Origin of the sequence: Citrobacter sp. RHBSTW-00859 (assembly GCF_013729795.1) — a bacterium.
Classification (GTDB): domain Bacteria; phylum Pseudomonadota; class Gammaproteobacteria; order Enterobacterales; family Enterobacteriaceae; genus Citrobacter; species Citrobacter braakii.
Window position 1 is genome coordinate 205,672 of record NZ_CP056285.1, and the last position, 26,128, is coordinate 231,799.

29 protein-coding genes are annotated in these 26,128 nt (G+C 47.4%); 22 read left to right on the plus strand and 7 right to left on the minus strand.

All coding sequences use genetic code 11. The features are described from left to right. Positions 1 to 42 precede the first annotated feature (42 nt). The 5 genes from HV302_RS27085 to traN all read left to right on the plus strand — a co-directional run bounded on the left by HV302_RS27085 (position 43) and on the right by traN (position 9,524). Positions 43 to 381 (plus strand): hypothetical protein, encoded by a 339-nt coding sequence (locus HV302_RS27085; RefSeq protein WP_024196083.1) that lies wholly within the window; start codon positions 43 to 45, stop codon positions 379 to 381. Then, a complete protein-coding gene (traF, locus tag HV302_RS27090; protein WP_007372246.1) occupies positions 359 to 1,459 on the plus strand; it encodes a conjugal transfer protein TraF in 1,101 nt (366 codons plus the stop codon). The genes HV302_RS27085 and traF overlap by 23 nt, the downstream gene beginning before the upstream one ends. Beyond that, positions 1,456 to 2,898 carry a conjugal transfer protein TraH gene (locus HV302_RS27095; protein ID WP_009653894.1) on the plus strand — a complete coding sequence of 481 codons (1,443 nt, stop codon included), beginning with the start codon at positions 1,456 to 1,458 and terminating at the stop codon, positions 2,896 to 2,898. Before traF ends, HV302_RS27095 begins: the two co-directional genes overlap by 4 nt. 14 nt (positions 2,899 to 2,912) lie before the next feature. Continuing rightward, positions 2,913 to 6,431 carry a conjugal transfer protein TraG N-terminal domain-containing protein gene (locus tag HV302_RS27100; RefSeq protein ID WP_007372249.1) on the plus strand — a complete coding sequence of 1,173 codons (3,519 nt, stop codon included), beginning with the start codon at positions 2,913 to 2,915 and terminating at the stop codon, positions 6,429 to 6,431. A gap of 435 nt (positions 6,432 to 6,866) precedes the next feature. Further along, positions 6,867 to 9,524 (plus strand): conjugal transfer mating pair stabilization protein TraN, encoded by a 2,658-nt coding sequence (gene traN, locus HV302_RS27105; protein ID WP_007372250.1) that lies wholly within the window; start codon positions 6,867 to 6,869, stop codon positions 9,522 to 9,524. 44 nt (positions 9,525 to 9,568) lie between these two features. Here the strand turns inward: traN and HV302_RS27110 are convergent, their stop codons facing one another. From HV302_RS27110 to HV302_RS27140, 7 genes are all read right to left on the minus strand, one after another. Continuing rightward, entirely contained in the window at positions 9,569 to 10,339 is a 771-nt protein-coding gene (locus HV302_RS27110) for a hypothetical protein (RefSeq protein WP_007372251.1), read from the minus strand. 127 nt (positions 10,340 to 10,466) lie between these two features. Continuing rightward, positions 10,467 to 10,997, minus strand: coding sequence for a FlhC family transcriptional regulator (locus HV302_RS27115; RefSeq protein ID WP_007372252.1), 531 nt, complete (start codon positions 10,995 to 10,997; stop codon positions 10,467 to 10,469). Positions 10,998 to 10,999: 2 nt separating this feature from the next. Next, positions 11,000 to 11,530, minus strand: a complete 531-nt coding sequence (locus HV302_RS27120) for a hypothetical protein (RefSeq protein WP_016241572.1) — start codon at positions 11,528 to 11,530, stop codon at positions 11,000 to 11,002. After that, complete coding sequence (locus HV302_RS27125) at positions 11,523 to 12,083, minus strand: transglycosylase SLT domain-containing protein (RefSeq protein WP_016241571.1); 561 nt, start codon at positions 12,081 to 12,083, stop codon at positions 11,523 to 11,525. The genes HV302_RS27120 and HV302_RS27125 overlap by 8 nt, the downstream gene beginning before the upstream one ends. Positions 12,084 to 12,112: 29 nt before the next feature. Next, a complete protein-coding gene (locus HV302_RS27130; RefSeq protein ID WP_016241570.1) occupies positions 12,113 to 12,643 on the minus strand; it encodes a hypothetical protein in 531 nt (176 codons plus the stop codon). A 14-nt stretch (positions 12,644 to 12,657) separates the two neighbouring features. Continuing rightward, on the minus strand, positions 12,658 to 13,680 hold the full coding sequence (locus HV302_RS27135; RefSeq protein ID WP_007372253.1) for a ParM/StbA family protein: 1,023 nt from the start codon (positions 13,678 to 13,680) through the stop codon (positions 12,658 to 12,660). Between the two features lie 846 nt (positions 13,681 to 14,526). Further along, on the minus strand, positions 14,527 to 14,790 hold the full coding sequence (locus HV302_RS27140) for a hypothetical protein (RefSeq protein WP_128297794.1): 264 nt from the start codon (positions 14,788 to 14,790) through the stop codon (positions 14,527 to 14,529). A 73-nt stretch (positions 14,791 to 14,863) separates the two neighbouring features. Here HV302_RS27140 and mobI point away from each other — a divergent pair, with 73 nt between their 5' ends. The 17 genes from mobI (at position 14,864) to HV302_RS27225 (ending at position 26,118) form a co-directional block, all read left to right on the plus strand. Continuing rightward, a complete protein-coding gene (mobI, locus tag HV302_RS27145) occupies positions 14,864 to 15,295 on the plus strand; it encodes a conjugative transfer protein MobI(A/C) (protein WP_016241569.1) in 432 nt (143 codons plus the stop codon). Positions 15,296 to 16,171: 876 nt separating this feature from the next. After that, entirely contained in the window at positions 16,172 to 16,861 is a 690-nt protein-coding gene (locus HV302_RS27150; protein ID WP_009652897.1) for a hypothetical protein, read from the plus strand. Between the two features lie 594 nt (positions 16,862 to 17,455). Next, entirely contained in the window at positions 17,456 to 18,019 is a 564-nt protein-coding gene (locus tag HV302_RS27155; protein WP_007372259.1) for a hypothetical protein, read from the plus strand. Between the two features lie 12 nt (positions 18,020 to 18,031). Beyond that, positions 18,032 to 18,448: a hypothetical protein gene (locus HV302_RS27160; protein WP_016241566.1), complete on the plus strand. Its 417-nt coding sequence runs from the start codon at positions 18,032 to 18,034 to the stop codon at positions 18,446 to 18,448. Between the two features lie 121 nt (positions 18,449 to 18,569). After that, positions 18,570 to 18,821: a hypothetical protein gene (locus HV302_RS27165; RefSeq protein ID WP_007372261.1), complete on the plus strand. Its 252-nt coding sequence runs from the start codon at positions 18,570 to 18,572 to the stop codon at positions 18,819 to 18,821. A gap of 15 nt (positions 18,822 to 18,836) precedes the next feature. Beyond that, positions 18,837 to 19,109, plus strand: a complete 273-nt coding sequence (locus tag HV302_RS27170) for a hypothetical protein (RefSeq protein ID WP_016241565.1) — start codon at positions 18,837 to 18,839, stop codon at positions 19,107 to 19,109. Between the two features lie 13 nt (positions 19,110 to 19,122). Beyond that, positions 19,123 to 19,506, plus strand: a complete 384-nt coding sequence (locus tag HV302_RS27175) for a hypothetical protein (RefSeq protein ID WP_007372262.1) — start codon at positions 19,123 to 19,125, stop codon at positions 19,504 to 19,506. A 62-nt stretch (positions 19,507 to 19,568) separates the two neighbouring features. Continuing rightward, positions 19,569 to 20,273, plus strand: a complete 705-nt coding sequence (locus tag HV302_RS27180; protein WP_007372263.1) for a hypothetical protein — start codon at positions 19,569 to 19,571, stop codon at positions 20,271 to 20,273. A 168-nt stretch (positions 20,274 to 20,441) separates the two neighbouring features. After that, positions 20,442 to 21,614 carry a hypothetical protein gene (locus HV302_RS27185; protein WP_048213837.1) on the plus strand — a complete coding sequence of 391 codons (1,173 nt, stop codon included), beginning with the start codon at positions 20,442 to 20,444 and terminating at the stop codon, positions 21,612 to 21,614. Between the two features lie 792 nt (positions 21,615 to 22,406). Beyond that, on the plus strand, positions 22,407 to 22,742 hold the full coding sequence (locus tag HV302_RS27190) for a hypothetical protein (RefSeq protein ID WP_007372266.1): 336 nt from the start codon (positions 22,407 to 22,409) through the stop codon (positions 22,740 to 22,742). 147 nt (positions 22,743 to 22,889) lie between these two features. Beyond that, complete coding sequence (locus tag HV302_RS27195) at positions 22,890 to 23,483, plus strand: hypothetical protein (protein WP_007372267.1); 594 nt, start codon at positions 22,890 to 22,892, stop codon at positions 23,481 to 23,483. Between the two features lie 92 nt (positions 23,484 to 23,575). Next, positions 23,576 to 23,842: a hypothetical protein gene (locus HV302_RS27200; protein ID WP_007372268.1), complete on the plus strand. Its 267-nt coding sequence runs from the start codon at positions 23,576 to 23,578 to the stop codon at positions 23,840 to 23,842. 108 nt (positions 23,843 to 23,950) lie between these two features. Continuing rightward, positions 23,951 to 24,409 carry a hypothetical protein gene (locus tag HV302_RS27205; RefSeq protein ID WP_007372269.1) on the plus strand — a complete coding sequence of 153 codons (459 nt, stop codon included), beginning with the start codon at positions 23,951 to 23,953 and terminating at the stop codon, positions 24,407 to 24,409. Between the two features lie 35 nt (positions 24,410 to 24,444). Then, complete coding sequence (locus tag HV302_RS27210) at positions 24,445 to 24,921, plus strand: hypothetical protein (RefSeq protein WP_007372270.1); 477 nt, start codon at positions 24,445 to 24,447, stop codon at positions 24,919 to 24,921. Between the two features lie 74 nt (positions 24,922 to 24,995). Continuing rightward, positions 24,996 to 25,271, plus strand: coding sequence for a hypothetical protein (locus tag HV302_RS27215; protein WP_007372271.1), 276 nt, complete (start codon positions 24,996 to 24,998; stop codon positions 25,269 to 25,271). Between the two features lie 114 nt (positions 25,272 to 25,385). After that, positions 25,386 to 25,658, plus strand: a complete 273-nt coding sequence (locus HV302_RS27220; RefSeq protein ID WP_007372272.1) for a hypothetical protein — start codon at positions 25,386 to 25,388, stop codon at positions 25,656 to 25,658. Between the two features lie 154 nt (positions 25,659 to 25,812). Next, a complete protein-coding gene (locus HV302_RS27225; protein WP_016241563.1) occupies positions 25,813 to 26,118 on the plus strand; it encodes a hypothetical protein in 306 nt (101 codons plus the stop codon). The last annotated feature ends 10 nt before the right edge of the window (positions 26,119 to 26,128 follow it).

Genomic DNA, 26,128 nt, shown 5'->3' on the forward strand with positions numbered 1-26,128 from the left:
AACTAATCGTAATGCCGTCCGTATTTCTGATAAGGGAGTTTTATGAAGACACTTAAATGTTCTCATAACAGGGCAATGCTTATGCCAGCACACAAAATCCCTGCGGTATTAGTTAACGACGACCCTAAGAACATAGTTACTGATGAGCTGTTGCGTAAATATGGAACACGCATGACTCTCGATGAGGCTTGCTCCGAAATTGGTGTTAAGTCGGATAGTGTAGCCAAACGTATAGGACAGGTCAGATATAGGCATTATGCATTAACTCGCCAACTTGAAAGTGCAAGGGTCTTTAGTGGAAAAAATAGCTTTTTCTGGACGGAGTCTATCGCAAGAATAATTTCCGAGGGTAATTCCGATGAAATATCAATTTTTAACTAAAATCATTATTCCCCTGCTAGTGGGATTTGCTTTTTCTACCTCAGTTCTTGCGGATGAGGGTAACACCCCAACGTCTCAATCCCCTCAGACCACCAGTGACGACCTCGCTGGTGGTCAGGCATTTCTGAATGGAAAAGAGGAAGGTTGGTTCTGGCGTAAATCGCCACCTGAGCCAGTGAAGAAAAAGCCAGTGAAGTTACCTCCTCCGCCGACTTTACCGCCTCAAGAAACGCCTAAACAGGTTGCTCAAACACCTATGGAGTCGACTCCAGAACCTGCCGCAACTGAAAAGCCCGGCCCGGCTCCGTTCACCGTAGCCTGGTTTAATGAAAACATTCAGAAACTACGCAACCAGGCCATCGACAATCCTACCCAAGAAAACGTTAGGGCATATTTTCTGGCCCAACGCATTATGCTGGATAAAGCCAGCCGCTTTACTGATATGGCTAGGTTGGTTACTTCTACCGACCCCCTCATAGATGAGAATAGCCGCCGCTCAACCTCAACATTTGGGGCAATGGATCAATCGAATGAAGCTGAAAACAATTCGAGAACGGTCATAAAAGACGTAGCGACAAAAGCAGGATTGTTTTTCTTCTTCCGTGGGGAAAACTGCTCCATATGCGTAAAGCAAGCTTCTGTTATGAATACGTTTAGTTTCATGACAGACATGAAGGTCATCCCAATTTCACTTGATGGTAAACCTCTTCCAGGGAATATTTACCCGGACTGGAGGCCTGATTCTGGCCAGGCATCAAAGCTCCAAATATCAAACGCACCTGCGATAGCTCTGGCAATCCCGCCATCTACAACACGCATTGTCTCATTTGGGCCTATCAGTGCAGACCAGTTAATTTCAAGAACAGTCCTTATTGCCCACGATGCAGGGATCATTTCTGACCAGCAATATAAGAGCACCTTGCCATATAACGATACCGGCTATATCGACTCAAACATTCTGAATGACATGCCTAAAGACCTAACTCAACAACCTGATGAGTTTATCAAATATATACAAGCTAAAGCTGGCTACGGTTCGACACCTAACCCAAATGCTAATAACCCGGGGGAAAAATGAAGATTTCGCGCAACTATAATATAAAGAATGTATTCCGTAGAAACATTCTTGCAATTTCTATCTGCCTCTCCGGGTTGACAGCTTTTCAATGCGAGGCCACCAGCATTAGTACTCAGCTAGACAGTATGTTCGGCTCTATGTCGAATGTTACAGCTCCCGGTGATTATCAGAGCGTTACACGTGATGGATATACCGGTGGCGGATTTGTTCTACGTAATAAGCTCCGTACATTGACACCTATTAGTATTAGTCTCCCTTCTGCGTCGGGAGGATGTGGAGGGATAGACCTTTTCGGCGGGTCATTCTCGTTCATCAACGCTGATCAGTTCGTCCAGATGCTACGTAATATTGCTTCTAATGCTGCCGGTCTAGCTTTCCAGTTGGCCCTGAACGCTATGGATGCCGTTCTGGATAATGCTATTTCGAAAATGCAGGCAATCATCCAGCAGATGAACGATCTGACCGCAAATTCGTGTCAGTTAGCGAAGGGGTTGTTAGTCGACACTGCCTCTGCATTTGGTGACAGTGCAAAGGCTGCTGTATCTTCTCAGCTGTCCTCTGATGGCCTCTCAGACCAATTTAAAGCCATGTGGGGCAATATGGGTGGTGGTAAAGCACCCGACGTACAAAAACAAGAGGCAGGGAAAAGAAAGGCATGTGACGATTACGGTAACATTGTGTGGTGTTTGCTCCAGAATGGTAGCTTTAGTAATCAATTCATCGGCTCCGAAGATGAGCAAAAAGAACTTATTATGTCTATGACCGGCACCATCATCGTCGGTAGCCAGTTGGGTACAGATAAAGATGGGTCAGCTAAAAAGAGTGTGGTTAGGATTGCTCCACTCGCAACTTCAAATGTCCTGGATTCTTTTATAAATGGTGATGATAGTTTCGATTTCTGGTCTTGTTCAGGTCAGACTAGTACTTGTGAGAATCCCAAAAAACAGACCAAAATAATTAAAGGTCTCGCTGCCAATATCACACTCTTCTTTATCGATAACGGATATTTGAGCTCGGCCAGAACTGGTTCAAACCCTGGGGATGCTAAATTACGGCAAGCAAACTACTACAACGTAGCTGGTGCTACCAGTAAAGCGACTCAAATTGCACGTCATGATTTAGCCGCATCTTATTCCTATATACGTGAACTATCTCCTGTCATAGCCTATTCAGCTGCTTATAACTACCTCAGCGAAATGCTTACGGCTGCTGCGACCGGCGCACGGCTCCAGCAGGAAAATGATAAATCGGCGTCAGTTTATTATAAGGATGCTGGAGAGCTAATCGAAAAGGCAAGGCAAAATCTGTATGTCTCCTATAACGCCATGATATCCCGTTATGGTGGCGAGGCCCGTATACCTGAATCATTCAGCAACTATATGACAACGCTTCCGCAGGTTCATTATGAATCTGAAGGTTCTCTTGATGGCTCGCTCTAACAAGGTAACTTAATATGAGTGAATGGAACGTATATACTGTTGGCAACATTGAATTTATTTATAATATATTCAATTCCGTTGCCATGTTATTGAATGATGGCACTTACGGATCCTTGTTTAGGATTTCAGCACTCATTGGTGTAATTTGTGTCGTGCTTGCTGCTGCTATATCAGCCGGGAAATCATTATCCCTTTCTCATATGTGTGTGGCCGTCGTGATGTATTACCTGTTTTTCAGTGTATCGATGCGCACCAACATTGAAGATGTTACAACGGGTAAGTTTCGTGCTGTTGATAATGTACCAGCGGGATTAGCCGTTGCCGCATCTGTACTGTCTACTGTTGGGTATGCAACTACCGAGAAGATGGAGCAGGCATTTTCTGTCCCAAGCATGACTGAGTATGGGTCTCTGGATCCCCTTTTCACTCTGGCCACTTTATACGACACATTGAAAACGCCAATGCGCTGGACGGGTCAAACTGGTGCTTACGGTGATCTGGACGCAAGCGTTTCAAACTATGTGAAGAACTGCGTAGGCAACGATATTATTCGTGGGTCTAAAACCTTTGCTTCAATGTATCGCTCTAATCAAGGTGTATCAGGGCTAGCCTCGAACGATTCCTTCCAGCGGGTTGTTATTTACGACAATGTACGTAGCGGCTGGTCTACCAGTACTGAAGAATCTTCAAATGGGGGCTCACTTTATACCTGTTCTGACGCGTACACGAAACTTAAAGGACTCGCTACCCAGAACGCTTCTAGCCTGGACTCAGCTTTTGCCAGCTCTTATACCGCATCCGGGCGCACTTGCGGTGGTGCGCCATGCTCAGGTTCAGGAAAAGCCCAGGAAGTACTGAATTTCTTCAACATAAGTGGCACTGATATTCGTGATTTCCAATTGATGTTGGTCATGTACCCTCATTTCAGGGAACTGCCAATGTACGGACTCGAAAGCTCATTTCGTGGTACTGCTGCTGTAACTCGCGCCCAAACCATGACTCAACAGGCATTCCAATGGTCTTCTTCTGGTTCATCATTCTTGAGCTGGATGGGTTCATTTATGCCGATTTTCCAGGGAATAATATACGCACTCGCACCATTTATGGCCTTCCTTTTCGGTCTGGGTATTATGGGTTTGCGACTGGTGATGAAGTACTTCCTCGTTATCATCTGGACATGGACTTGGCTTCCCCTCGCAGCGGTCGTCAACATGTATGTGTTAAACAGTATCCGTGATACGTCAAGCCAAATTCTTGTCAGTTCGGGTTCTGGCGGACTTAGCTTTGCTCAGCTTTATCAGCTCCTGTTTGAGACTCAAAAAAGTATAGGTCTTGCTGGTAATTTATACGCGATGATCCCGGCCCTGGGTGGATTCATTGTCTGGGGCAGTTCTGTTGCCTTTAACTCTCTTGCAAGCTCAGCAGCAGCACCTTCAGCTGCCGATACTAAAACTCTCGCACCTGATGTCACCAACGCTCCTGCGATAAACAGTCGTGGTTCCGATGTTGAATTTAACCCAACACAAGGAACTATCATGGGTGGGTCTTCTGGCACTCTCCCTGCCATTGACATGAAAAAGGTCGCTACTCACAACCTGTCCAGCGCTAAGCAAGAACTAGATTCAGCATCCAGTTCCTTGACTGCCCAATCTGGAGCAATGATTAGCCAGGTGGCCAGTAACATGAATTCTGGTGGACATTCGCAAGTTTATAGTGACGCTTCCAATGCAGCATTTGCCAGCCTGAGCAGCTCAGATCGTGCCCTTGTCAGTTCTGTGGCTAAAGAACAAGGTATTTCTGATATGCAGGCGCTTGTCTCTATCGCCAAAGGTGATGTGAGTGTCGGTGGCGGTGCGGGAAGTTCAAGTGCTGGTGTTGGTGTTAAAGGTGGAATGTCACGTTCAGAGGCAGAAAGCAGTGGCCTGAGTAATGACAACAGTGCTAAGTACGGTTCTACAGACAGCGCCTCGTCGCACAAAATAGACAGTGCGACCCAGTCACGCATCGTCAATACCGCAGCAAGTGCGATGTACCAGTCCTTATCGCAAGAAGGTGAGAGTTCTCAATCGACTCGTTCTTTTGCTGAGGCAAATCAAAGAATGCAGTCCGCACAAAAGAACTTCCAGGAAGCAAACTCCTTCGTTTCAAGTACCTCAATGGGCCAGACAATGAATGCTGCGCAACTTGCTACAGCCATTGGTCGTAATCATGATGCACAAGCAACATTGACTCAAACCCTCGCGGCGCACCCGGAACTGTCCAGCAAAATCGCCGGTGATGCAGCGAGCCTGACCTCTTTAGGTATGACTCACGAAGACGCGCATACCTTTGCTCAATTCAAAGCAGCCAGTGAACTTGGTGTTGCCGGTGCAGTAGCTGCCAAAGCCGGGTTCATTAACGCTGATTCCAGCCCAGTACTGACGACAACTGCATCTGAGCAATACCGTGGCGTGAGTGGTGGAGCTGAAAGCGCTGGTGGCCGCGCAGTTGCTGGTGCAGCGGACGTTGGCAACTCCGTTAATGCAGTAACAGGCCGATCTTACGGAGCGCTTGGTGAAGCACATGCGTCATCGTCTGATGGTTATGGGCAAGGCCAGGTTAATACTGTCGGGGGACAGAATAGCGGTGCAGTTGAGCAAATTCACAAGGGAAATGAGGGTGAAGTCATGACGAAAGCGGGTAACACCGCCGCAAATGATTTCGAAAACAACCACTATAATCTTGGCGGTATTACTGGCGATTTTAATAAACTCGTTTCTCATGTCAGTAATGCGTTCAAAGAAAGCCCGGTATATGAACAGGTACATGATCAGGCCAGAACCATCGCTGGGGAAATTCCGCTTGGTGGAGATGCAAACCGCGAAGCGGCGCGAGATTCTATTGTGAACTACTACGCCATGACTAAAGCTGGAGCGTCTGAGCAACAACTTTCCCAGGCCCGCAGTGACATGATGGCACGTATTCAACTCGCGACGGGTGGTGAAAATGACAATGGAACGGTTATGGGCGGAAATACTGCTCTTGCCCGTGGTATTGCAGCCCGTATTGATAATGCCGGTTTAGACCGTTCAGCCAATGATGGCTCCATTATTCAACAGGCTACTACTGCACTGAATACCGATCGCCAAACCCACGAATACAACACCGGTGGCATGGCCAACAACCTTGGAGGGATGCATCAGGCATCAAATGGAGGTTCTGCTGTGGGTGATGGCGTCCCTTACGCGATGGGAACCCACAACCAGGGATACGGCGAGGCTGAGACAATGACCGTTAATGCCCAAGGTGCTGAAGGTCATAATGGTTTAAACCAGAACTCAAACTATGGTGGGTCTGAGACAACAAACATTAATACCCAAGGCGCTGGTGGTCATAGTGATTCAAATAACGGAGGTACAATGTTCAGTGATCCGCCACCTGCACGTGCAACCCAGTCGCATCAGGAGTATGTACCTGTGCATCCACGTAATAAAGAGAACAATGGAGGTCATAGTGGTGGAAATGACGACATGATAATTTCATCGAGTAAGTGATTCGCAATAAAGCCCTGCAATCTTGCAGGGCTCTTATGTGGTCACGAACATGTATACGACAGGAAGGCTCAGTAAAGAATAGAGCAGAATATAAAACTCCCACATACGCTCACATTTGCTCTTGAACGTTCTGCCATTTTTTCCACGTCCCCTCTTACCATTTCCACCACCATAATCTGAATCGCTTGGCCCCGATAATGGGATAAGGCCAGTAATACCAAACATGTCCATAAGTACCTCCAGTCGGTAATATTCAAGACGCTGAAAACACCCTCGTTTTGCCGTCCTTCTTTATTGTCTGAAACCAGTCTGTTTAATACGCTGCCTGCTTAATCCTTCATTTTAGTAGCTTCGCATAGAAATGCTGGCTGACGAAATTTAGTTACCGAGATCTCTGATTTCATAATCAGTAACCACGACAAAGGTGATCATAGAATGAAAAACCTTTTCCGCAAAAAATGGTTTTACAGACCACTCTGCACAATAACGATGTTATGTCACCTTGGTGTTGTATCCTACGTGCCGTATGCCTTTTCAGCAACGACCCAGGAAAACGTTACATCTGCCACTAATTTCTATAAAACACTGCCGCAAGTTTCAGCTACGTCAAATGGTACGGTTCAGTATGGAAAAGGCCAGGCCGTTGATTTGAACTCTGCTTATCCAAATCAAGGTTCATCAACTTCACTGGATAGCCTGAAAGGAACCTACGGAGATGACAGCAACACGCTAAAACTGGGCAATACAACCAACGCCAATCTGAAAACCGAAAATTCACTGCGCGGCGAAGCTTACCGAACGCTGGTGGGCTCAACGAAAACTACAGCAAACATTAAACCTGATGATTCCATCTTTGATGGCCATAAAGACTTCCTGGAGAATCAGGATAAGTACATGCAAGATCTTGGTGATTGTTCTATGACCAAGACCATGACGAATAAGGACACCGTCAACCATATCCCTGATTATCGCGAATGTACCCGTACCACAAGTGTCAGCGGCACATTCACCCTCTACCATCCTTACGTTGCCGGTATGCTCTCGCATTATAGTGGCGCGGCGAACATCGGTTCTTGCGGCACTAACTGCATCGAACTCTGGCTCGGGACTGTCGGTGATAACTACTGGGACGGCAACTGCACAATATTTGAACAGGCAATGGCCGTCACTGTCTACAATCCCCAGGCAGTTACCAGCGCCAAGATCATCAGGGCTAAATGGGATGATTACATGCAGATTTATGTCGGTGGTACAGATAGGGGTAGTTTGGTTTGGGCAGGGCCAAAAGGTTTAAACGTCTTCCCGCCAGAGACATCAGGAGCCTGTGAATTAAAAACAAGCTGGGATCAGTCGATTAATGTAGATGTAACAGCACAAATCCGAAATACCCCCCAAAATGGCGTTCTTAATTTCAAAAACCGTGTGTCAGTGACTGGCAGCGGCGAAGGTTATGCTCTCATTTATATTTACTTTGACCCAAACAAAATTATCTCGGATAACGCCTGGACTGTTGATAAACCTGAACAATTCGATACGTTGCTGAAGGCCATCAACGCCGGGTATTGCCAGAATTACACGGTAACCTGCCGCGAGACAGTCATTCCTGATGCAAATGGGTGCGCAACCATAAATGGCGCACGTATCTGCGAAAACCAGCTTGCTAAGCCGCCGATCGGAGGTCTCTCACCTTTCTGTAAGTCTGCAACGGTAGTTTCCAACTGCGGAACCGACGGTGGCGTTAACAATACTTGCAAGCAGTACGATGCAAACACTGCATGTAAATTCATTAAGTCCACTTGCATAACAGGTGCGGAGGGTGACAAAAATGGGTGCTGGCAGGCAACCGAGGTATGGGATTGCGGAACGGATGTCGTTGTACCCAATACCTCCTCCACCGATACCTATACTTGTCCTGGCGCTGTGCAATGCCTTAATGGGTCTTGCCTACAGCCTTCTGCTGAACCAAGCGGCGATTTCAACAAAGCAGTTGCAACTCTTCAGGCCGCAACTTACGCATTGAATGAAATGAAGTGTGGCGATGATACTGACGAAACCAACCGTTCCTGCACTCTTTTTAAAGGTGAGTCTGCACAATGTAAATCGGCGATGGGGGGATGGGTGGATTGTTGTGATCAGCCCGTAGATGTCAGCTGGATTCAGTATTTGCAGTTGTCCTACTACACTCTAAAAATTGCTGATGCTGTCTCTGTAAAAGCCGGTATGTTCGAACAGGGAAAAGGTATTTTTGACATGGGTTCCGAACTTATGACTAATGCCATCGATACAATAACTCGACCAGCTATTTCCGCTTTCAACAGTCTGGTTGGGTCGGCAGGTACTGAAGCGGCTCAGCAAGCTACAGAAGCAGGTTTGTCCGGTTTGATGAATCAGGCTATAGGAGCGCTGACGAAACAAGTTGCTCAATGGACTCTTGATACCTTCGGCCCTGCTGCGACGAATCTGATATTTGAAAGTGCGGCCTCTGGCGGTGGCGCAGCCGTAACATCGTCTGGCCTGGCTACATCTGTTCAATTGTCGTCAACTATTGTTTCGGCAATATCCGTGGTTGGATATGCTTACATGGCGTACCAGATTGCTAATATACTGGTCAACATCATCTGGGCTTGTACTCCTGATGAATTTAAGCTTGCCGTTAAGAAAGAAACAAAATTGGCCGTGCATATATCCAGCTGGTGTGAAACAAAGTTTCTGGGTGTCTGTATCGAGAAACGGTCAAGTTATTGCACGTTTGATTCTCAGATTGGTCGCATCATTCAGGAACAAGGGAGACCAATGTTAGGTATCGGCTGGGGGGATAAAAAGAACCCGGATTGTCGACCACTGACGTTAGAAGAATTTGGACGGATTGATTTTAACAAACTCGATTTGTCAGAGTGGATTGGTTCACTTTACGAGGCGAAACTTTTACCTAAAGCGTCGGAAATAAATCTGGATAAGATAACCGGTAAAGGAAACGTATTGAATATAGATGGATCTCGCCAGAACTCCCTGGAGCGATTCCAGAGCGGTGTTGACAGTATCGATGTTGATGCGGCGAAATCTAGCACAGAGGCTGTTTTGAAAACTCAATAGCTTTGCAGGATAAGAAGCCCCGACTTTATGTCGGGGCTTTTTTTTTACTTTCTGAACAGGTATTGCTTACCGTCACTGAATACCATTGGTTCATGTTCAGGAGAGCCTGGTAAGAACAGAGCCCGCTGAGCACCCAGTTCTTTACTCATTTCTTTAACCAGACCTACGTTAGAGGCTCGTGTTGCATAGAGGTTGAAGCAGTCATTACCGATAATGAATGTCACCTGACCGCTGGTGCTGATAGGTGGTTTCGGCAACGTTGGAGCTATATCAGCATACGATACCCAATCACCGTTCGTCGCTTTCCGACGAACTGCATTTTCAACAGCACCGCCTTTCCCCTCACACATCCCACCAACTTTGTATCCATCCATCCGGGTTAGTGTTTTCCAGAAAATCGCATTGACCTCACGCTCATTATCTTCCTGAGATTTACCGTTCCATGACGCGACACGCACCACGCCATCAACAATAGCAGTAGGCTGTTGGGCCGTTAAAACAGACAGCACAGGGATGAAAGATGTGTGTGTCGCGAAGCCCGCAGCCACATCGGCCACTCCATTACCTCCCAGGTTGGTTACACCTTTTTCACCAGCCTTAACCGGGGTTTTGAGAGGGACAAGCTGCCCATTGGACGCGAAACCGTTATAGATAAGGTATTGATCGCCAGCATCGGTGATCTGACGTAAATCCATCGCTCGGGCAAATTTCAAAGCATCAGATGGATTGCTGTCAACCGGCATAGCTGGTGGTTGAGAAGCCGCGCAACCAACTAACATCAGCGATACCAAAGCAAGACCAGAGATTTTCTTCATTTTATTTTCCTTGGGACACCAGTAGGTTTGTTATTCAATACTAACCCGACTCATTCACGTGACGAAGTATCCAGGCAATAAAAAAGCCCGTTAAAACGGGCTTTTTTATGAAATTTAACTTAGTCACTTACGAGCTTTCATTTTCAGCTTCTGTATCAGAGCAGAACGGACAAATATGTTTTTTCCGTGGACGGTCACAACTCTGCGGTGAAATAAATGAAAGATCGCAACGGTAACACCTTACCATACGTATTTCTTCAGCTCGAAAATCACGAGCAAGAGTCCAGGCCTCGTTGGCATCAATCATCATTTTCGAGGCTTCTTCCGGGCGGAATTTAAGGTTTAGTTCCCGGTAGATTTCGAACGCACTCACCACATCAACGATGTTGTCACTGTTGTTTGGGTCTTTCGAACGACGCAGATAGATGCTCATAAAATTGGTTGCCTCAACCTTTTTATGTGTCGTATTGAGCAGCGTCTCTGAATGTTTAAGTCGTCCGATTGATACATCACTCAGATGGAACTCTTTTCGCAAAAAATCAATAACACGGTCACTTGCATTAAGCGAATGCACAATGATCTTTCTACGAAATCCTAATTTTACCATTTTCTGTGTTAAAGCAAATTTATCTTCATCCCGGACAAGAGCAGCCTTCATAATCAATTACTCCAATGAGAATAGCGCGACTGTAAGTAACCTGTTAATTCTAAGGTTGGGTTGGGGGCTCCAATAACTGTACTGAAGTCACAATCTACTAAATCGGCAAATGGACGAATAGGTTTAAAATATATTTTGCCGGTTATGATTGCATCGATTGTTTGTGCATCATCCATACGTTCGACAAGCTGTACGGTTTTTTCATTATCAAACCAGTAGAACGTTTGGGCAACAGTCCCCGTATTAATGAAAACACGAACACTGAATACCAGCAGGGCAAGCCGTAGGATGTATGAGTCATGACGAACGAATTTTTCTACCTCAGTAGATATCTTGCGCTCGGGATCATGACAGATATTAAAGATGGGCAAGTCATACTTCTCCATCGATAAAGCGAGCTTGGCCTGATTAGATTTCTCTATCAAAAATTCCCGGTCTCCTTCTGCTAACTCAAAAGGGCTTTTATACAACGATTGCGCACGGGTAATAATTGAGATGGCAGTCTGTAGAAAATACAAATTTTGATTAATCATTTTCGATAAGCCTCTTCCATACGCGTAATACGCGCTGACCATATTCACGAGCCTTGCCTTCCAACTTAGGGTTTTGAGTGTTGTATCCACCTATCGCCAGTTCTATATCGCCAGGGTTAGCTTTGATGGCTGCACACAAAGTCTTTGCCCCGATTCGGATGTTTGTATCGACATCCAGGAGTTCTTCAGGATGGTTAACATACTGTCCGTTCCAACGAAAATTAATTTGAACGATTCCAATATCTGTTACCGGAGTGGCTGAGAGATAGCGGGCTAGCGCTCTCTTTGCATCTTCATAACTTGTCGGGTAATACGACCCATAAACATAGTTGTTCAATGCCCAGGGGCTGGGAACAACATACCCCTTGGTTCCTGCATTATTTTTACTCTCGGTGAGTGCCACCGCGTAGAGAAGGTACGGATCGAGGCCACACTCTTTCTGGGAATGCTTTTCCCAAGAAGTGCCACGAAGATCTACAAGCCTGGCGTTCGTACTCGTGCAGTAAGCAGCACATAGTAAAGCGAGCACCAAACTCTTCGTTGCTATCTGCATTTCCCCTCCCCACAAACCCTACAACGGCATCAACTTATGCGAACACGCCTTGGTGTAACCTTTTCATTAACGCCGCTATCTTGATTGTCGCCTGTCTCCCCAACGCCCGATTTATCTCCAGGATTGGGATCCGGTATTTTTCCAGCAATCTCAGGCTTACTGGTAAGGTTCGCCGTCGATAACTGGTCATCTTTAACTTCGAACTCTTGAATATCACTGCCCACACAAAATGGCGGGCCTGTATTGACTATATCGTTGCTAACCACGTGACGAAATTTTGGTTCAGTGTCCTCATTTACTTTGGGTAAGTGGCCGTCTCTCTGACTAGTCATCAGACCAGTCTCATTTTCTGTATTCGGCCCACGGACTGATTTCTTCTGTTCTGATTTACGTTTTTTTGAAGTCTCACGGACGATACCGGGTATAAAACTGTCACCTGCTAGCAATGCTCGGTTTGCCAGCGCCAATAGTGAACTGCTGCGCTGGCCAGACTGTTTTGATTCCAGATAATTAATCAGCTCTGGAAACAGTATTGGATTAATCGTCACTCGAACTTGCATGAAACCCCCTTTGCTCAATCATCGCCGTAAAGCATCAAGTCAACGCCATAGTTCCAGAAACCAATGGCATTACTGGCAACAGGCAACGGGCTCGATACGATCCTGGCTCGGGGGAATTCTTCTCGTATGGTCTGTTCGTAGAACCTTGTCCCACCACCGGCAGCTGCAATGATATGGACTGGCCCGAGAACCCTTGTCGATTTTCGCAACTCTTTGACTACATCACTGGCGATGGAGGGAATAGCTTCTTCAAGCAGAGGACGTAGGGAAATGTGGCGGAACCCATTAAAGAAAGACTGCTCATTGTTACGGAGAGCGATTTCAATAATTTCTGGTAGATCATCAATTCGCTCTTCCGGGTTATCGGCATTAAGGCGGTTCACAATGCTTTCGATAATTGCACTGGTTGCTTTTAATGATGAACCTGAAGAGCCTGATACCCTGCTTCCGCTCTTAAAGGCGATGTAGTCCATCGAGAAGAAGCCAGGGTCAACCACGAGAATGGTCGACTTCTCTAATTCTTCCTGACTGATAAGGCCCGGTCTGTTAACGATGTCATTGATGACACCAACGCCCTGCTGAAGAACGAGGCATTTTTTAACAGTCACTGTTTTTCCTGGCGCAATAGTAAACGTACCGGTGAGCCTCGCAGTCAGTTTCGCGCGTTCACTTTCATTAGCAAGACGGACAGGTAAACCAGTTACTACCAGGTCGATTTCATTGCCTGCTTTAGCAGTGATTTTATCCAGTGAGGCCAGATATAGTGCCAGGTACATTTCTGTCATGTGGTAACGGTCATGCAGCTCACGCGCATCGGGGCGTTCGGTAAAAGCCCGCCATTCTTTACCTCCTGGGTACACCAACACTTCATGTTCGCAGCTACGCTTTACCAGCCGCACATCATCTACTGGCTCATTCGTAGCGTAGGCCGGATAAATACTGACTGTGGGTTTGTCATCCGCTGAATCCCCTACAGCAATTTTTACATTGCTGTATCCAATATCAATTCCGCAGACAACCAATTTGTCATTGCTCATTCGTTAACCCTGCAAGTTAAAAATGAATTACTGCCACTCCGATAACATTTGAGCGCCAAAAAGGGGTTCGCACTAACGTAAAGAAAGGTGGCCTCCCTCTGTCAACGTCGGGAATTAACCGTTAACAAGTTGTAACATGGTATTCAAACGATCATCGATTACCATTTTTTTTATCGGCAAAACGTCCCCATTTTTGACATTAATAATGGCTAGATACGGACGTTTAAAATGTCAGATATGTACATAAATGCTGCATGAAACTGGACGTCATATATGGCTAAATCCGGCCCTAAAAACCTTAACCCCTAACCTAAATCAGACTGAGGAAATTAGGTGGTAATGTATGAGGGCAACACATTTAGATTGGCTTTCCGCCTGGGGATTTCGCGGAGTATATATACTAAAAACACATGCTTCGGTGAGGTGAATTAAGGTATGTTGTGGCGATTACTCAAGGGTACACTTCGTGAAAATTTTACTTAAGCACAAGTTATAATTTCACTTAAATATGCATATCTCCCCTTCACTTCCCCCCCAAAAAAACTCTCTCAAACTAGTATATATACCTACAAAATGTGACATAAATCACTATGAAGTTACTGTGATTTAGGATTGATCCTGAAGACGGAGGGAGGTGATGGAAGTTTCAGCTGCGTTTGCCATTGTATTCTCCAGAAAGGTAACAAAAAGTGGAAAAGCCAGAAACATAAGTTTCTGCCATATCATATAGCGACTCTACATAATCGTTTACTAAGAGGTTTGTGCAGCGGTGGGCGTCATCCCGTTAATCGCCTCTACATTAGGGGAAGTAAGTTTCCATTATATTCCCCAGAAACCTATTAAAAATCAGAAATGCCCAGAAACGTAGTTTTCTGCCATATCATATAGAGATTGGCAAACTGCTTGATTAAAATAAAATGGCTTGATAAAAGTACCCGTACAGATAGATATTAATAGCTCAATCACCAGATTGCCATTGTATTCTCCAGAAACATGCAAAAAATGAGAACACCCAGAAAGATACTTAACTGGAGAATCAATCTTTCCTGTTTTGGAACTGAAAACTAAAAATCGAACCTGAAAAGGAGTTTTCTCTTTCTCCAGAAACATAGAGTTCTGGCGTAATAATAGAGATTCTCTTTTTTGGGGTTAAGTCCTAATCAAAAAACATCGAGGTGGTTTTATGCAACTCGTCGGGTACATCAATGATCTGGAAAAGGCTCGTGATGCGGTTGATTCAGCCGCAGAACTTCTGTTTAACGAGGCCAATAGTCTTCGGGAGGAATACTGGGACAAAGCTATTGCTGATGACGAGAAGGCACGGTACAGCTTTAACGTAACCAGGCAAGGAACAACTATCAGGATCCGCTGGGCCAGATTGACACCTTTGCGCAAAGCTGGTGGAGGCATTGATCGTGTCGTTCCCAAATACCTACCTCTCAACAAAGGCGAATCATATCCACCAGCGAAATTTAAGGATGCAAGCCAGCGAGAACTTGCGCTTATCGAACTGTATGAAGGTCAGCTTATTTGGTTGCGTGATGAGTTACGAAAAAACCGTGCAATTCGGCAGGCACTTTCACTTCGAATAACTCACCTAAGAAAACAGCTTTAGAAATACAAACCGCTCTGGAGTAAACATAACGGATATACATGAATACCAGGCGATGACCTGGTATTTTTGTTAGTGAGCCTTCAGGCGATCTGTTAGTGAGCCTTCAGGCGATAGCGGACTTATCGCGGCGGAAATGAATCAGGATGATCGCAATATGATCGCGAGTGTTTTCGCCCGGGTATGATCGGGTGGGAATGCAGCGGACTATTTCGCGGGCGCGAATATGGAAGGTAAACAAAGCGGAAGCGATAGCGTCGGTTTTCTCTATTTTTACATCGGGAGGTTGAGCATGGTAATAATCAAACCGCACGATGTCGGAGGAAAGATGAATTTCCTCCGGGGGTTTTTATGGGCAACCGGAGGTTGCCCTGGTTTTAATCGCCGGGGAAAACCAAAAGTGAATAACCAACATGGTTTTCCTCCGGGGGTTTTTGTCGCGGCGAGTACCGCTTAGAAATTGTGATCGGCTATCGAAACGGACAATATGAAGTCGATACCCTCGTTCGGAATAACTTCCCTCCCGATACACGCGTAAACAAAACGAAACCATTAACAAATTATCGCTCAGATTATCAAAGTGGATCATCTCCGTCTCATACCAGCCAAATTCCCTTGTAAACCGATCTGTATTCGCAAAAGGATCCGTTATTGGGATAAAACCACGCCAGAATCGCCTCAGAACGATTCTGAGCTTATCCCCCTGGTATTTTCACGATCGGATTGATTAAAACGCGCCTGAGCGTTTTGAGCGCGTTTTGTAGATCGACATATCTGTAAATTTCCTGAGTATGGTTTGGCTATGCCCTGATTTTGTTCCGAACGGGGAAGCCGTTATGATTAGGTCTGAATGTAAAGCACTTGTAGAGGTGATGCGGTATGAGTCACGAGCGCATTGAGGTTTTTGGTGATGGAGGCAGCTGGATAGCCGAAAGGCTTAAGTCATTCAGGTTAACGATCTTGGGTCAAAGTGAGTCGTTGTCTATCGTCAGGAACCCGACTGACAATTCTGCCTGGGTGACTCACGATGATACCGGCCTTGTTTTATGTCCCCTCCATGTTGATGGTTCGTTGGCCCCGGATATCGCTGAAGCTACTGAGACGGTGGAGAAATACATCTCCCGAGTGAGCCCTGCGGGAATATCAGCACGGATAAAGCAAGCCCGTAACCACCTGGATAGAATTGCCGCACCGGTAGACTCACGTTCTGCGGCAGCACTGTTAAGACGTGGCGGAATCCCGATTCTCTCACTGCGAACCACGGAATATCTGAAGTGGTACGAGTTGTTAGCGAGACTGGCGAAAGGTCAGGCTCTGTCACCATCCATCTGGGTGGATAACTACCTTGCCGGTGATACACCAGAAAGTGCATGGGCTAATGGACGCGGACTCTATGAGTTAATCAACAATGGGAATATGACATCAGCCAATACGATTTTCCCGGTCTGGTATTCTGTAGCTCTCGCACTGGGAAGATTCACAACAGAAGAACTACCTGTGATGAACGCCTGGCCGAGCTATTGTGATGGAACCCGTGTGGAGAGTTTTATCCAGTTGTATCGTGATTAATTCTTATTCATATGTCATATGATTAACGCTAAAGAAGATCTGCGGTAAGTCTGGCCGTTACCCGGAACCCCGGGACAGACCGAAACTTGCTTTCGGGTTGTCTCGGGGTTGGCCGAGCGAAGCGCTGGCAAGCACCACACCTATTTTGAGGAGAAGCCAATGTTAATTTCGTATAAGAGCAAATTGAAATTAGGATCTATCGCACTATGTTCATTTGGTGTAGGTATGGGCGTTATGCTATCAAAAACCGTTCCACTATCTTTAAGCGCTGTAGTAGTACTCGCCTTTTTCTGGTTACTCTCAATCATTTGTTTAGGGGTTGCTGCTTTCTTTTGTTCCGATTGAAATTGTGTAGTTCATACAGTACCCCGAATAATCCCCGCCTTTGTCAGTAGATAACCGTGAGGCAGACCGAAACTTGTTTTCGGGCTGTCGAGGGGTTGGCCGAGCGAAGCGCTGGCAAGTACAGACCATATTGTTCCCCCTGCATTTCTCATCGCTAAATTCTTTCTTGAAATATCGTCAGATTCCCTGTTTGTCACCCACCAGCCTCATGTTGTTATTGACCTAACTGCCATTCAATGGGAAGCAACAATGTTTAATTTAATCGCGAAGGCTAAAGAAGCAGGTTATCAATTCTGGATCAGTGCCTCCAAGGTACTGACAGTTACTACCGGAACCGAGATGGGGCTGACGATTATTAAAACTGTAACTGATATTAACCCTTGCTTGCTGGTGGCGGAGTTAATGAACCTTGGGATCACGTTATCCCCAGATAATAATTATTTCTGCTGGTTGGATAGCGAAGGTGTCCTTTGGGCCGTTGACCGCCACCATCTCTATCGAGGAAATACAGGGGAGCATGGGGTAAACTGGGATGTCGTCTATCATCACGGCATGGTAATTAATACCCCTGAGCAGGCATCCATCCTTTTCAAAATTCCCCACATTGGGCGCTTTACTGCCACTGTAATGTATAGCGCTGGCTATACACCCGACTGGGCTCTTCCAGCCTTTGTTGATTTTTCTGGTGAACCGGATCATGAAACAATACTGTCGTGGTTATCCGAGGTAGGCATTCGTAATGCAGGAATGCATCTCGAAGATATTGAGTTTCTTTCTGTTGAAGAAAATCCCGACGCTTATATCTCTCTTTAATGAGGTCTCTGTATGTCAAACGTTAAACCTTATTCCTGGGTAGTTCGCTTCGATGTTGCTCCTCAGTGGGTAGCTGACGGCTTTATCATGACAGATACCACAGCTCTCGAAATGCTATCTGATGTTATCAACTATGCAAACGATCACGAACTTGCCGCATTGGTTATTTCAGCACCCGATGCAGAAAGAATTTCCGAGGAGCAAGGCTATTTGGCTTCTAACAATGCGGAGCTAATGCGTCAGGTGCTAATCGGCTCACCGCAGGCATATGCTAAAGCATCTGTGGCAAATACCCTGCTAAAGGCTATAACCGCACTTGAGCAAACGCAGGATAATAAGCAGGTCGTTAAAGAACTGCATTCCAGCCTCGCTTTACTGACGGGCAATAAGCCTATTTCGGACATTATCTGGTTTCCAACCCCAGAATAATTCTTTCATAAAGAGCTTAAATCTTTAGCTCATTTATTTATGGATTTTCTATTCGTCAGCCACCCAGCGTGTGTTTAACTGAAGTTAGTAAACAAAACGAAAAACATACGCGGGGTGATTTATGAATACTGCAATTCATCAAGTACGAAATAACGTTCGTCGCACTACATCTGCACGTCCTGTTTGTTATCCAGTTCGCCCGCAGACAGAGAAAGAACTTTTTTCTGTAGGCCGCAGCCTCTGGTATCGCTACACCACTTCATTTGGCCCGTGCCGTGAAGTTCACCATCATCATGTGCAGCAGCTTGCACACCTGGTGGGTAAATCTGTTGGCTATGTTGAACATGCCATTAATCATTACCTCACGCATTGAACGAGGCGGCTTAATATGTCTACTCAAATCTATTGTGCGGTGCTTCGCCATTTCATGATGATGGCTGCATCCTCCCAGCACTCATTGATTGTGCTGAAGCAATTATATAACGCAGAGATTTCATCGAAAGCTCACCTGGCCGGTCTCTCCGTGTCCGAAGCTGAAGCGCTCCTGGCTCTACCATCCACCAGCTGGCGCAAACGCGATGATGTAATTCATGAGCTGAACATTCGCCTTAAGCAACTCACTAGCGTAGCCACACCGCCAGCTCAACAAGTCGCAAACTGAAGGAGTCTATAACATGCTGCCATTTCTCATTTTGCTGTTCTGCTCATCGCCTGAGACGGCGCGAATGATCCTAATCTACGCTACCGATGAATCTGCGGCCCGCCTCCAGGCGCTTGAAGATTTCGCACGTCTGAATGATTCGGGTTTTGCTGCTTCCGCCCAAACCCCATATGAGTGGGAGAATCCTCACGGTGACCAGCTCTTTATTGAGTCGGTATACCCGGTTCCATCCGGCGATTTATCTGCTATCCGCCGTATGCTCGGGGATGACGATGCCCCATATACCGACAAGCACCTTATTGCCGGTTTACTGGAGGACAGCCGACGTATCCAGATGATTGAACCGAATGCCGGTACTCTTTCTCGTATTGCTCAGGCAGAGCAGTACCTTCAGTAGACTTGTGTTCCGACCGCCCACCAGCAGGTGGGCTTCGGGCTAATTTCCTGTACGAGGTATGTATGCAAGGTACACCACGCTGGTGGCAGAACGGTCGTCGGGTGCAGGCCGTTCTCGCAGAGAATCAGACCGCAGATGTAAGGCTCAATATCGGCCCAGAAAATGACTTCTGGTTTACTGATGATGGTAATAATCCTGTTGCTGTGCTTAGGGTTATCGGCCCGGTCTGTCCACTGGATCCGCTAAAATTCACCTCCAGTATCACTGATGTCCTTCCTGAAGATGTCCATAGCTATAAAAAAGCCCTTCAGGAACACCAGATGATAAACCGGCCTGTCTCGTTCTATCTTGCACTTGCCGATGCCTGGTTGCTTGTTAACGAACAGCAGCCGGTTTACCAGTTCCGCATCCGAAACCAGTACAACGGCATGACTACTGAATGGAATTCCGTTGCCCGGGACAAAGTCATTGAAGTGATTAAGATGCAGCCGGAAACCGCTGAATTCCGGGTTCTCGTCCCATCGGCTCCTGAGCCTGCTGCGAATGCCCGGCAGTTGATCTCAGAAATTGAAGGTCTGCGTGAAGCTATTGGGAAACTCTACCCGGCAAATACTGATGTACGTCGTATTGCCAGAAACAGCGGCTGGATGCATGTATACGACGACACCAATGCCAAAATGAACTTTGCAGACAATGCCAGAAATACCCCTTATCTCGATGCCTTTGTGACTCAACTGCATCTCTTCCTCACAGATGATCGAGAGTAGATGTAAAACCTCCCTGAATCTTTCTGCTCTAACCAGCGCTGTCATATAGCATTTTTTTGACGGCGCTGCCGGTTGCGCTTTTATCAAACATGGTAAATACATTGTTTCATGCTGTCTGGCTCCCGGGCGCGGAGTTATCGTTGATGGAACCAAGTTGAGATATTCGAAATGAAAAGACCAACGGCACATAAAAATGACCGTCTGCCGGTGCGAAGATCTAACCCTACAACGCCTCAAGCAAGAGAGCGCGTTATTGCCGGGCTGGTGGCCTCAGCTACATCTGACTTCGTCTACCTCGTTCAGTGGCTGAAATCAGGAAAGCAGAACGGTGACCCTCTACAGCTATCCAGATGGGATAGCCTGAGAAATGCAATAAGCCACCTTGAGACGCTTGATGCTGGTGTACAACCTGACTGGCGCAAAGTCCTCACCCTGGTGTCGCGGGAAATTCATACCAGCCATAATGTCCAGGCGGTTGTTACTCCTCCGTCTAAAATCGCCGGTGGTATACTCAGCAACCTTAACGACATCAGCCAGAAGATAGCGACCGGGCTTGCTTCCCCTGACATGCTCGGCAGGCTCGATTATATGCTTCAGTTGACCGCAGGCCTGGCAGGTGGTGATGATCTGACGCAAAGCATCCGTAAGGTTTCAGACAGTGCAGAAAAAGCCCTACGTGGTTATGACAAGCCGCAGGCAAAGGCCAAAACGCCTAAACCGGCCCCACCAGCTCCTGCATTCCGGGATGATCAGACGTTCAGGCAAGAGTGTGCGCCACTGATTGGGGTTGATGACCTCTTTGTTCTGGCTAATTGCCTTATTGCGATGTCCGCCCGCCTGGGCCGTTCTCCTGTCAGCCTAGCGAAACGCGCAGCGGGTTTAAAAGGTGTGATTAAACCCGATATGCTGGCTGACCTGCTGGAGCTCTTACAGCAGGACGTGGATCTGACCGCCCTGGCCCCGCCACCCAGGGTTAAAGACGATAATAGCCGCAGTGATGGAGGTAAGCTCGTCGGTTTAACCGGGGTCGTCGAAGGTGGCGCGTCAATCGGTGCTGAAGCGCAGCGTATCATCACCGCAGAACTGAAGAAGCACTCGCCGCTCACTTCGGCGCAGCGCGTATCTTTCGATACCGCCCGTGCGGGTCTGGCGCTGGAGAGCGATACATTCCGGGTTATTGAAGAGATCAGACGTATTGCAGCATCACTCAACTGGAGACCGCTGGCTGTCGCGGCCCATGCCGCGCATAAATCGCCTGGTATCCGCCCGGAGATTGCCGGGGATGTGATCACGTTGCTGGCGCAGGATGAGGCCTTAACCACCAGCAAGCCTAGCCGTTAAGTACCTGCCGCGCTGACTACAGCTTACCTCGCGATATTGCACCAGCAGCTCAGAAATAATACCGGTATAAACGTCCGCGTTTTGCCGGTATTTTAATTCGCCCTATTTTTAGAATTAGCGATAATAGCGTTGCTTATTACGTATTTTTACACTCAGAAACCTTCGTCACATGAATAGGGTATGGTTCACTGAATAGACAAAGACGTTAAATCTGGTCAGCTACAGAAAGGAGGATTTATGTAAATGCTCTCGTTACGTTCAAACTCTTAAAAAACTGCCGCGCCTGCCTATATAAGCCAGGCTGTAGACCTGAAGTCTACAAATTTAGCGTTACTGACAATTCACAATCCAGTGAACCGGCCCACACTAAGGAGGTTATATGCGAACGCGTAACTTTAAATCTGAGTCTATGTAATCTGATCAGCTGGCGCTGCCGAGAATGGCGGACTCCGCTACCCCGGTGATAGACCGGGGTAGCAGGAAGAAAGAGTAACGATTTACCGGTTTTAAAACCAAATTTTCGTCAAATGGGATACAAGCGCCCAAGGCCGGTTCCCGTCTGACAGACCGAAGTTGTGATGTGTGCATCGCCCCCCTGGAAGTTGTTTTATTGAATTGCTGTGTGTAGTTTTGCGGGGATAATACCCCGCTTTTTTTTTGCTTATTCTTCTTCGTCACCCCACCTTCCTGTGCCATCATACGTATAGAAAATAACTTTTCACTTCTGACCCTTTTTCAGTTGAAGTCTTATGATTTGATATTCCGCTAATACACACACATTAAGGAATGAAAATGAGCAACGATATTCATAACAAAATTGCTGATGCTTTAGCTTCTGTTGGTTTAAAACTTTCCGATGGATATACCCGGGCCGCACTCTTACTGAAGATGAAAGGTTCAGTTAGTCTCAATTTTGCTGTTGATGGCAAACCTGTCACTGTCACTCTCCATATGACTGAATCGGGTGATGTTACTGCTACCACTGATTATGACGATTCAACCGCTACTGCCGCAGCAGCAGCCGCAGCCACTACAACGCCAACACAAGAGTCGGTGGAAAAACCAGCAGAAGAGTCGGTGGAAGAGCCAGAAAAAAGTAATACACGAAAAGGCCCAAGGCCTAAGTAATAACTGCGCTGGAACTACATGTTGGCATAATTATAAATATCAAAACTGGCGGGGTTAAATCCCCGCTTTTTTATGCCCGATTTCCTTCGTCACCTGAATACCCCGTGAGACTATAAGTAAACAAAACGAACAACACGGGGCAACGCCATGACCACCAGCAAAGAGAAAAATGTATTCTACGTTCACTACTATGAATCCGACTCCAGTGGTGGCGAACTGCCACTGATGCGCATTGAAGCGGAGAACGAAGATGAAGCCAACCTGATCTGTCTTCGCAACCTCGCGGATGTTTATGACGTTGATCATGACGACATCAGTCTTGAAGACGGCTTCGAAGTGAACGGCAATAGCGTTTATCTGCAAGGTATCTACCCGGCGACCTCAGAGCAGGCACTGGTAGTTGATGCGGTATTTAATATGACTTCTGTAGAACCAGTCGCTGAGGCTGTGACCGGCACGGCGGAATCCGCCTGCGGTATCAGCCTGGTCTCTGATAAGGTCTGGCTGGAAAGCTGGTTCGACCTCGAAGACAAATTTGCTGATCAGATGGCCCACGTCGCTGAAGATGACAAGTCTGATACACGCTTCTTGCTCTACCGTGACCAGGTCATCGATGTGCGTGAATGCGAGACATCTTCTGTCCCAGGCTGGGATCTCCAGTTCGGCTTGAGCGGCGGTACGCAGATGCTATTCATTCGCCTTTCTGATGATGGCGATCACGTTGCACTGGGTCTCGAATAACTGCTGCCTGCGCCCGGGCTTGTTTGCCCGGGTTGCTCCCCTCCCCTGAATCAAACCGAGTATCATGACATCATTCTGAGGAGTACCAGACGATGAGCGAAGTAAAGCACTTCAGCATCACGAAAACCGTTGATTTTTACATCAATGAAGCATCCCCGGAAATTATTGCGGGCCGCAGGATCTATCTGGAAACCGTATTGATTCCTCGCCTTCGTACCGGCCTTGCCGTGCTCAATAAGATGGGCCTGACCGAGCGTGAAGATATGGAGCTGCGCGATGTGTACCAGCGTGGCGTGGAATTTTTTGACAAATTGTTCGATGGCCCTGTCCCGCAGGCCAATACCACCACCAGCCACTAATCCGCAAATTTTGTCCTTTTTTTACCCGGCTCTGACTTCGTCACCCGGGTAACCAGTGATTTAATAAGTAAACAAAACGAACATACCAATAATCACTGGGGATGCACCATGTTTAAAAGTCTGTCTGAATTGATGACCAGCGTTGGCAAGACTGATGCGCATAAAGTCTCGATAGTCCAGGTTAAAACCGGTGTCACCTCGTGGGGCCGCAAAAACCAGTCATCCCGGCCTACGGCTGAATACCAGATCTGGATGGATACTCCTGACAACGACAGTCGTATCGTCCTGAAGCTGAATTTCGTGCTGAGTTCCCGCCGTAACCAGCCTGAGAAGAATGCGCCCCTGAATATTGAAATCAGCCAGTACGCTAACTGGGATACGGTGAAACGCGCCTGGGCGGAATGCGCTCCTGAACGCTATATGCGGCTGGAGAATGAAACGACAGATGAGTTTATGTCCACCAGCGGGGTCTGGGAAGAAGCATCCGTCATCACCAATGACATGCAGCCGGATTACCGCTACTTCTATCCAGGCACGTCCTATTACGTGGCAAACGACAGCTACTGAAGCCAGAAAACACACCATATAACCGAGGATCTACCATGACCGACGCTATCCAGACTGCCCCTGAAAGCTTCAGCCTTTCTTCCCTGACCGACCTGTATCGCACAGTGCAGGCAACCGAGTCCCACGCTCTTTCAATGATGCGTGTCCAGAGGGGGATCACCTCCTGGGGGAGCCGTCGTATAACTGACCGCCGAACTGAGGGGTTCACCGTCTTTCTGGATGCGCCGGATAACGCCAGCCGTATTACTGTTAAAACGGAGTTCGTGCTGAATGCAGCAAAGACCGGCCCTGATACGTCTAATGATCTGGTGGTGGAAGCGCGTGAACATTCAGGCTGGGATGAGAGCCGGAATTGTTTCACTGTTACCCGCGAGATCGGCGAACTGCGGGTTAATGCTGGTGGTGAAAATCATGCTGCTACACTTCGTCAGCTGTGGAAGCTGCTTCACGCGCAGGCAAAAGCCTACCAGTCCAGAAATACTGCCGGTAACGCCACCTGGCTTATGTTCTGATAAGCCCCGGGCATGGTAATGTGCGTCACGACATTACGCCGTGGCGCACTACGTTCGTTTAGAAGGAAATGAAGATGAAAATAAGCCAGCTGGAAGTCGGGATGAGTGTCTGGTCGGTTAGCCGGGTAAATATGGGCAACACCACACTTAAAACAGTTGTCGTCCACCCGGTCGTGATTGTCGAAGTCCATGATAACCACGTCATAGCCACCTGGAATGGTAACGCCCCGCGTCGTTTCGGTGAGTCCGTCGTTAAGGGCTGGAAGAAAGAAAAGCCGTTGCTGATCCGTGAAGGTTTCGGGCAAATGCGCCTGGCTACCAGGGAAGAGAAAGCGCTGGCTGGTAAGTAACCCCCTTCGTGACCTGTATGACCCGTGGTGTAATGGCTCCGACAACCTGGCAGTTTTCGCAACGCAACACTCTGCCGCAAATCACCCTCCACGGGGCCAGACAGGGAATACACGATGACCGATGCCATTCTCTCTGAAGAGCTGTACTTCAAATACCTCAACACCTACGAACGCGAAAGCAGGTTTCGCATTGACTCTTTTCGCTTTGATGGCGAGCCTCAGTGGACAACCAAATTCGGTCAAGCTCGCATCCGCCCTTCTCAGGTACGTGTACTGCTCTGCCGCTGCGGGGCAAACAACTGGAAAGACGATGGCAGGTTCGCCAATGAGTACTGCTGCGACAGCTGCGGACAGTTCGTGGAGGTGCTACAGCATAACGACCGTTGATTCGCGTCCCGGGGCCGGAGCTGATGGCTCACTGATAAACCATTTCAGACCGACATATTCATTCTGATAATACCCGACGTATCGCCTTCGTCACCTGCCGGGCCCGTGTTGTACTGGTATCAGTACAACATAAAACGAGATCACGGGGCGCATCATGCAGACACTGACCGACGTATTCAGCGATAAGGCGAATAAAGCCTTTCATTCGATTTTCGCCGATTTCCTGCCCACCAGCGCGGATGGGGTAATCACCTTTACGGTTCGCGGCTATGGCGGAAAAACTGCCTGCATGACCGTCCCCTCTGGAACCCCGGTTTTCGTCTTTGGCACTGAAGAGCTCGCCGACTTCCATCGCTCCGCCGTGGCGGGTGAATTCTACATCGTTGATCACGGTGGTTTCCGCACCCTGAATCAACAGGTAGAACGTGGCCGCGTCCCAGTCATCTACGACATCCTCTGAAGGGATCCGA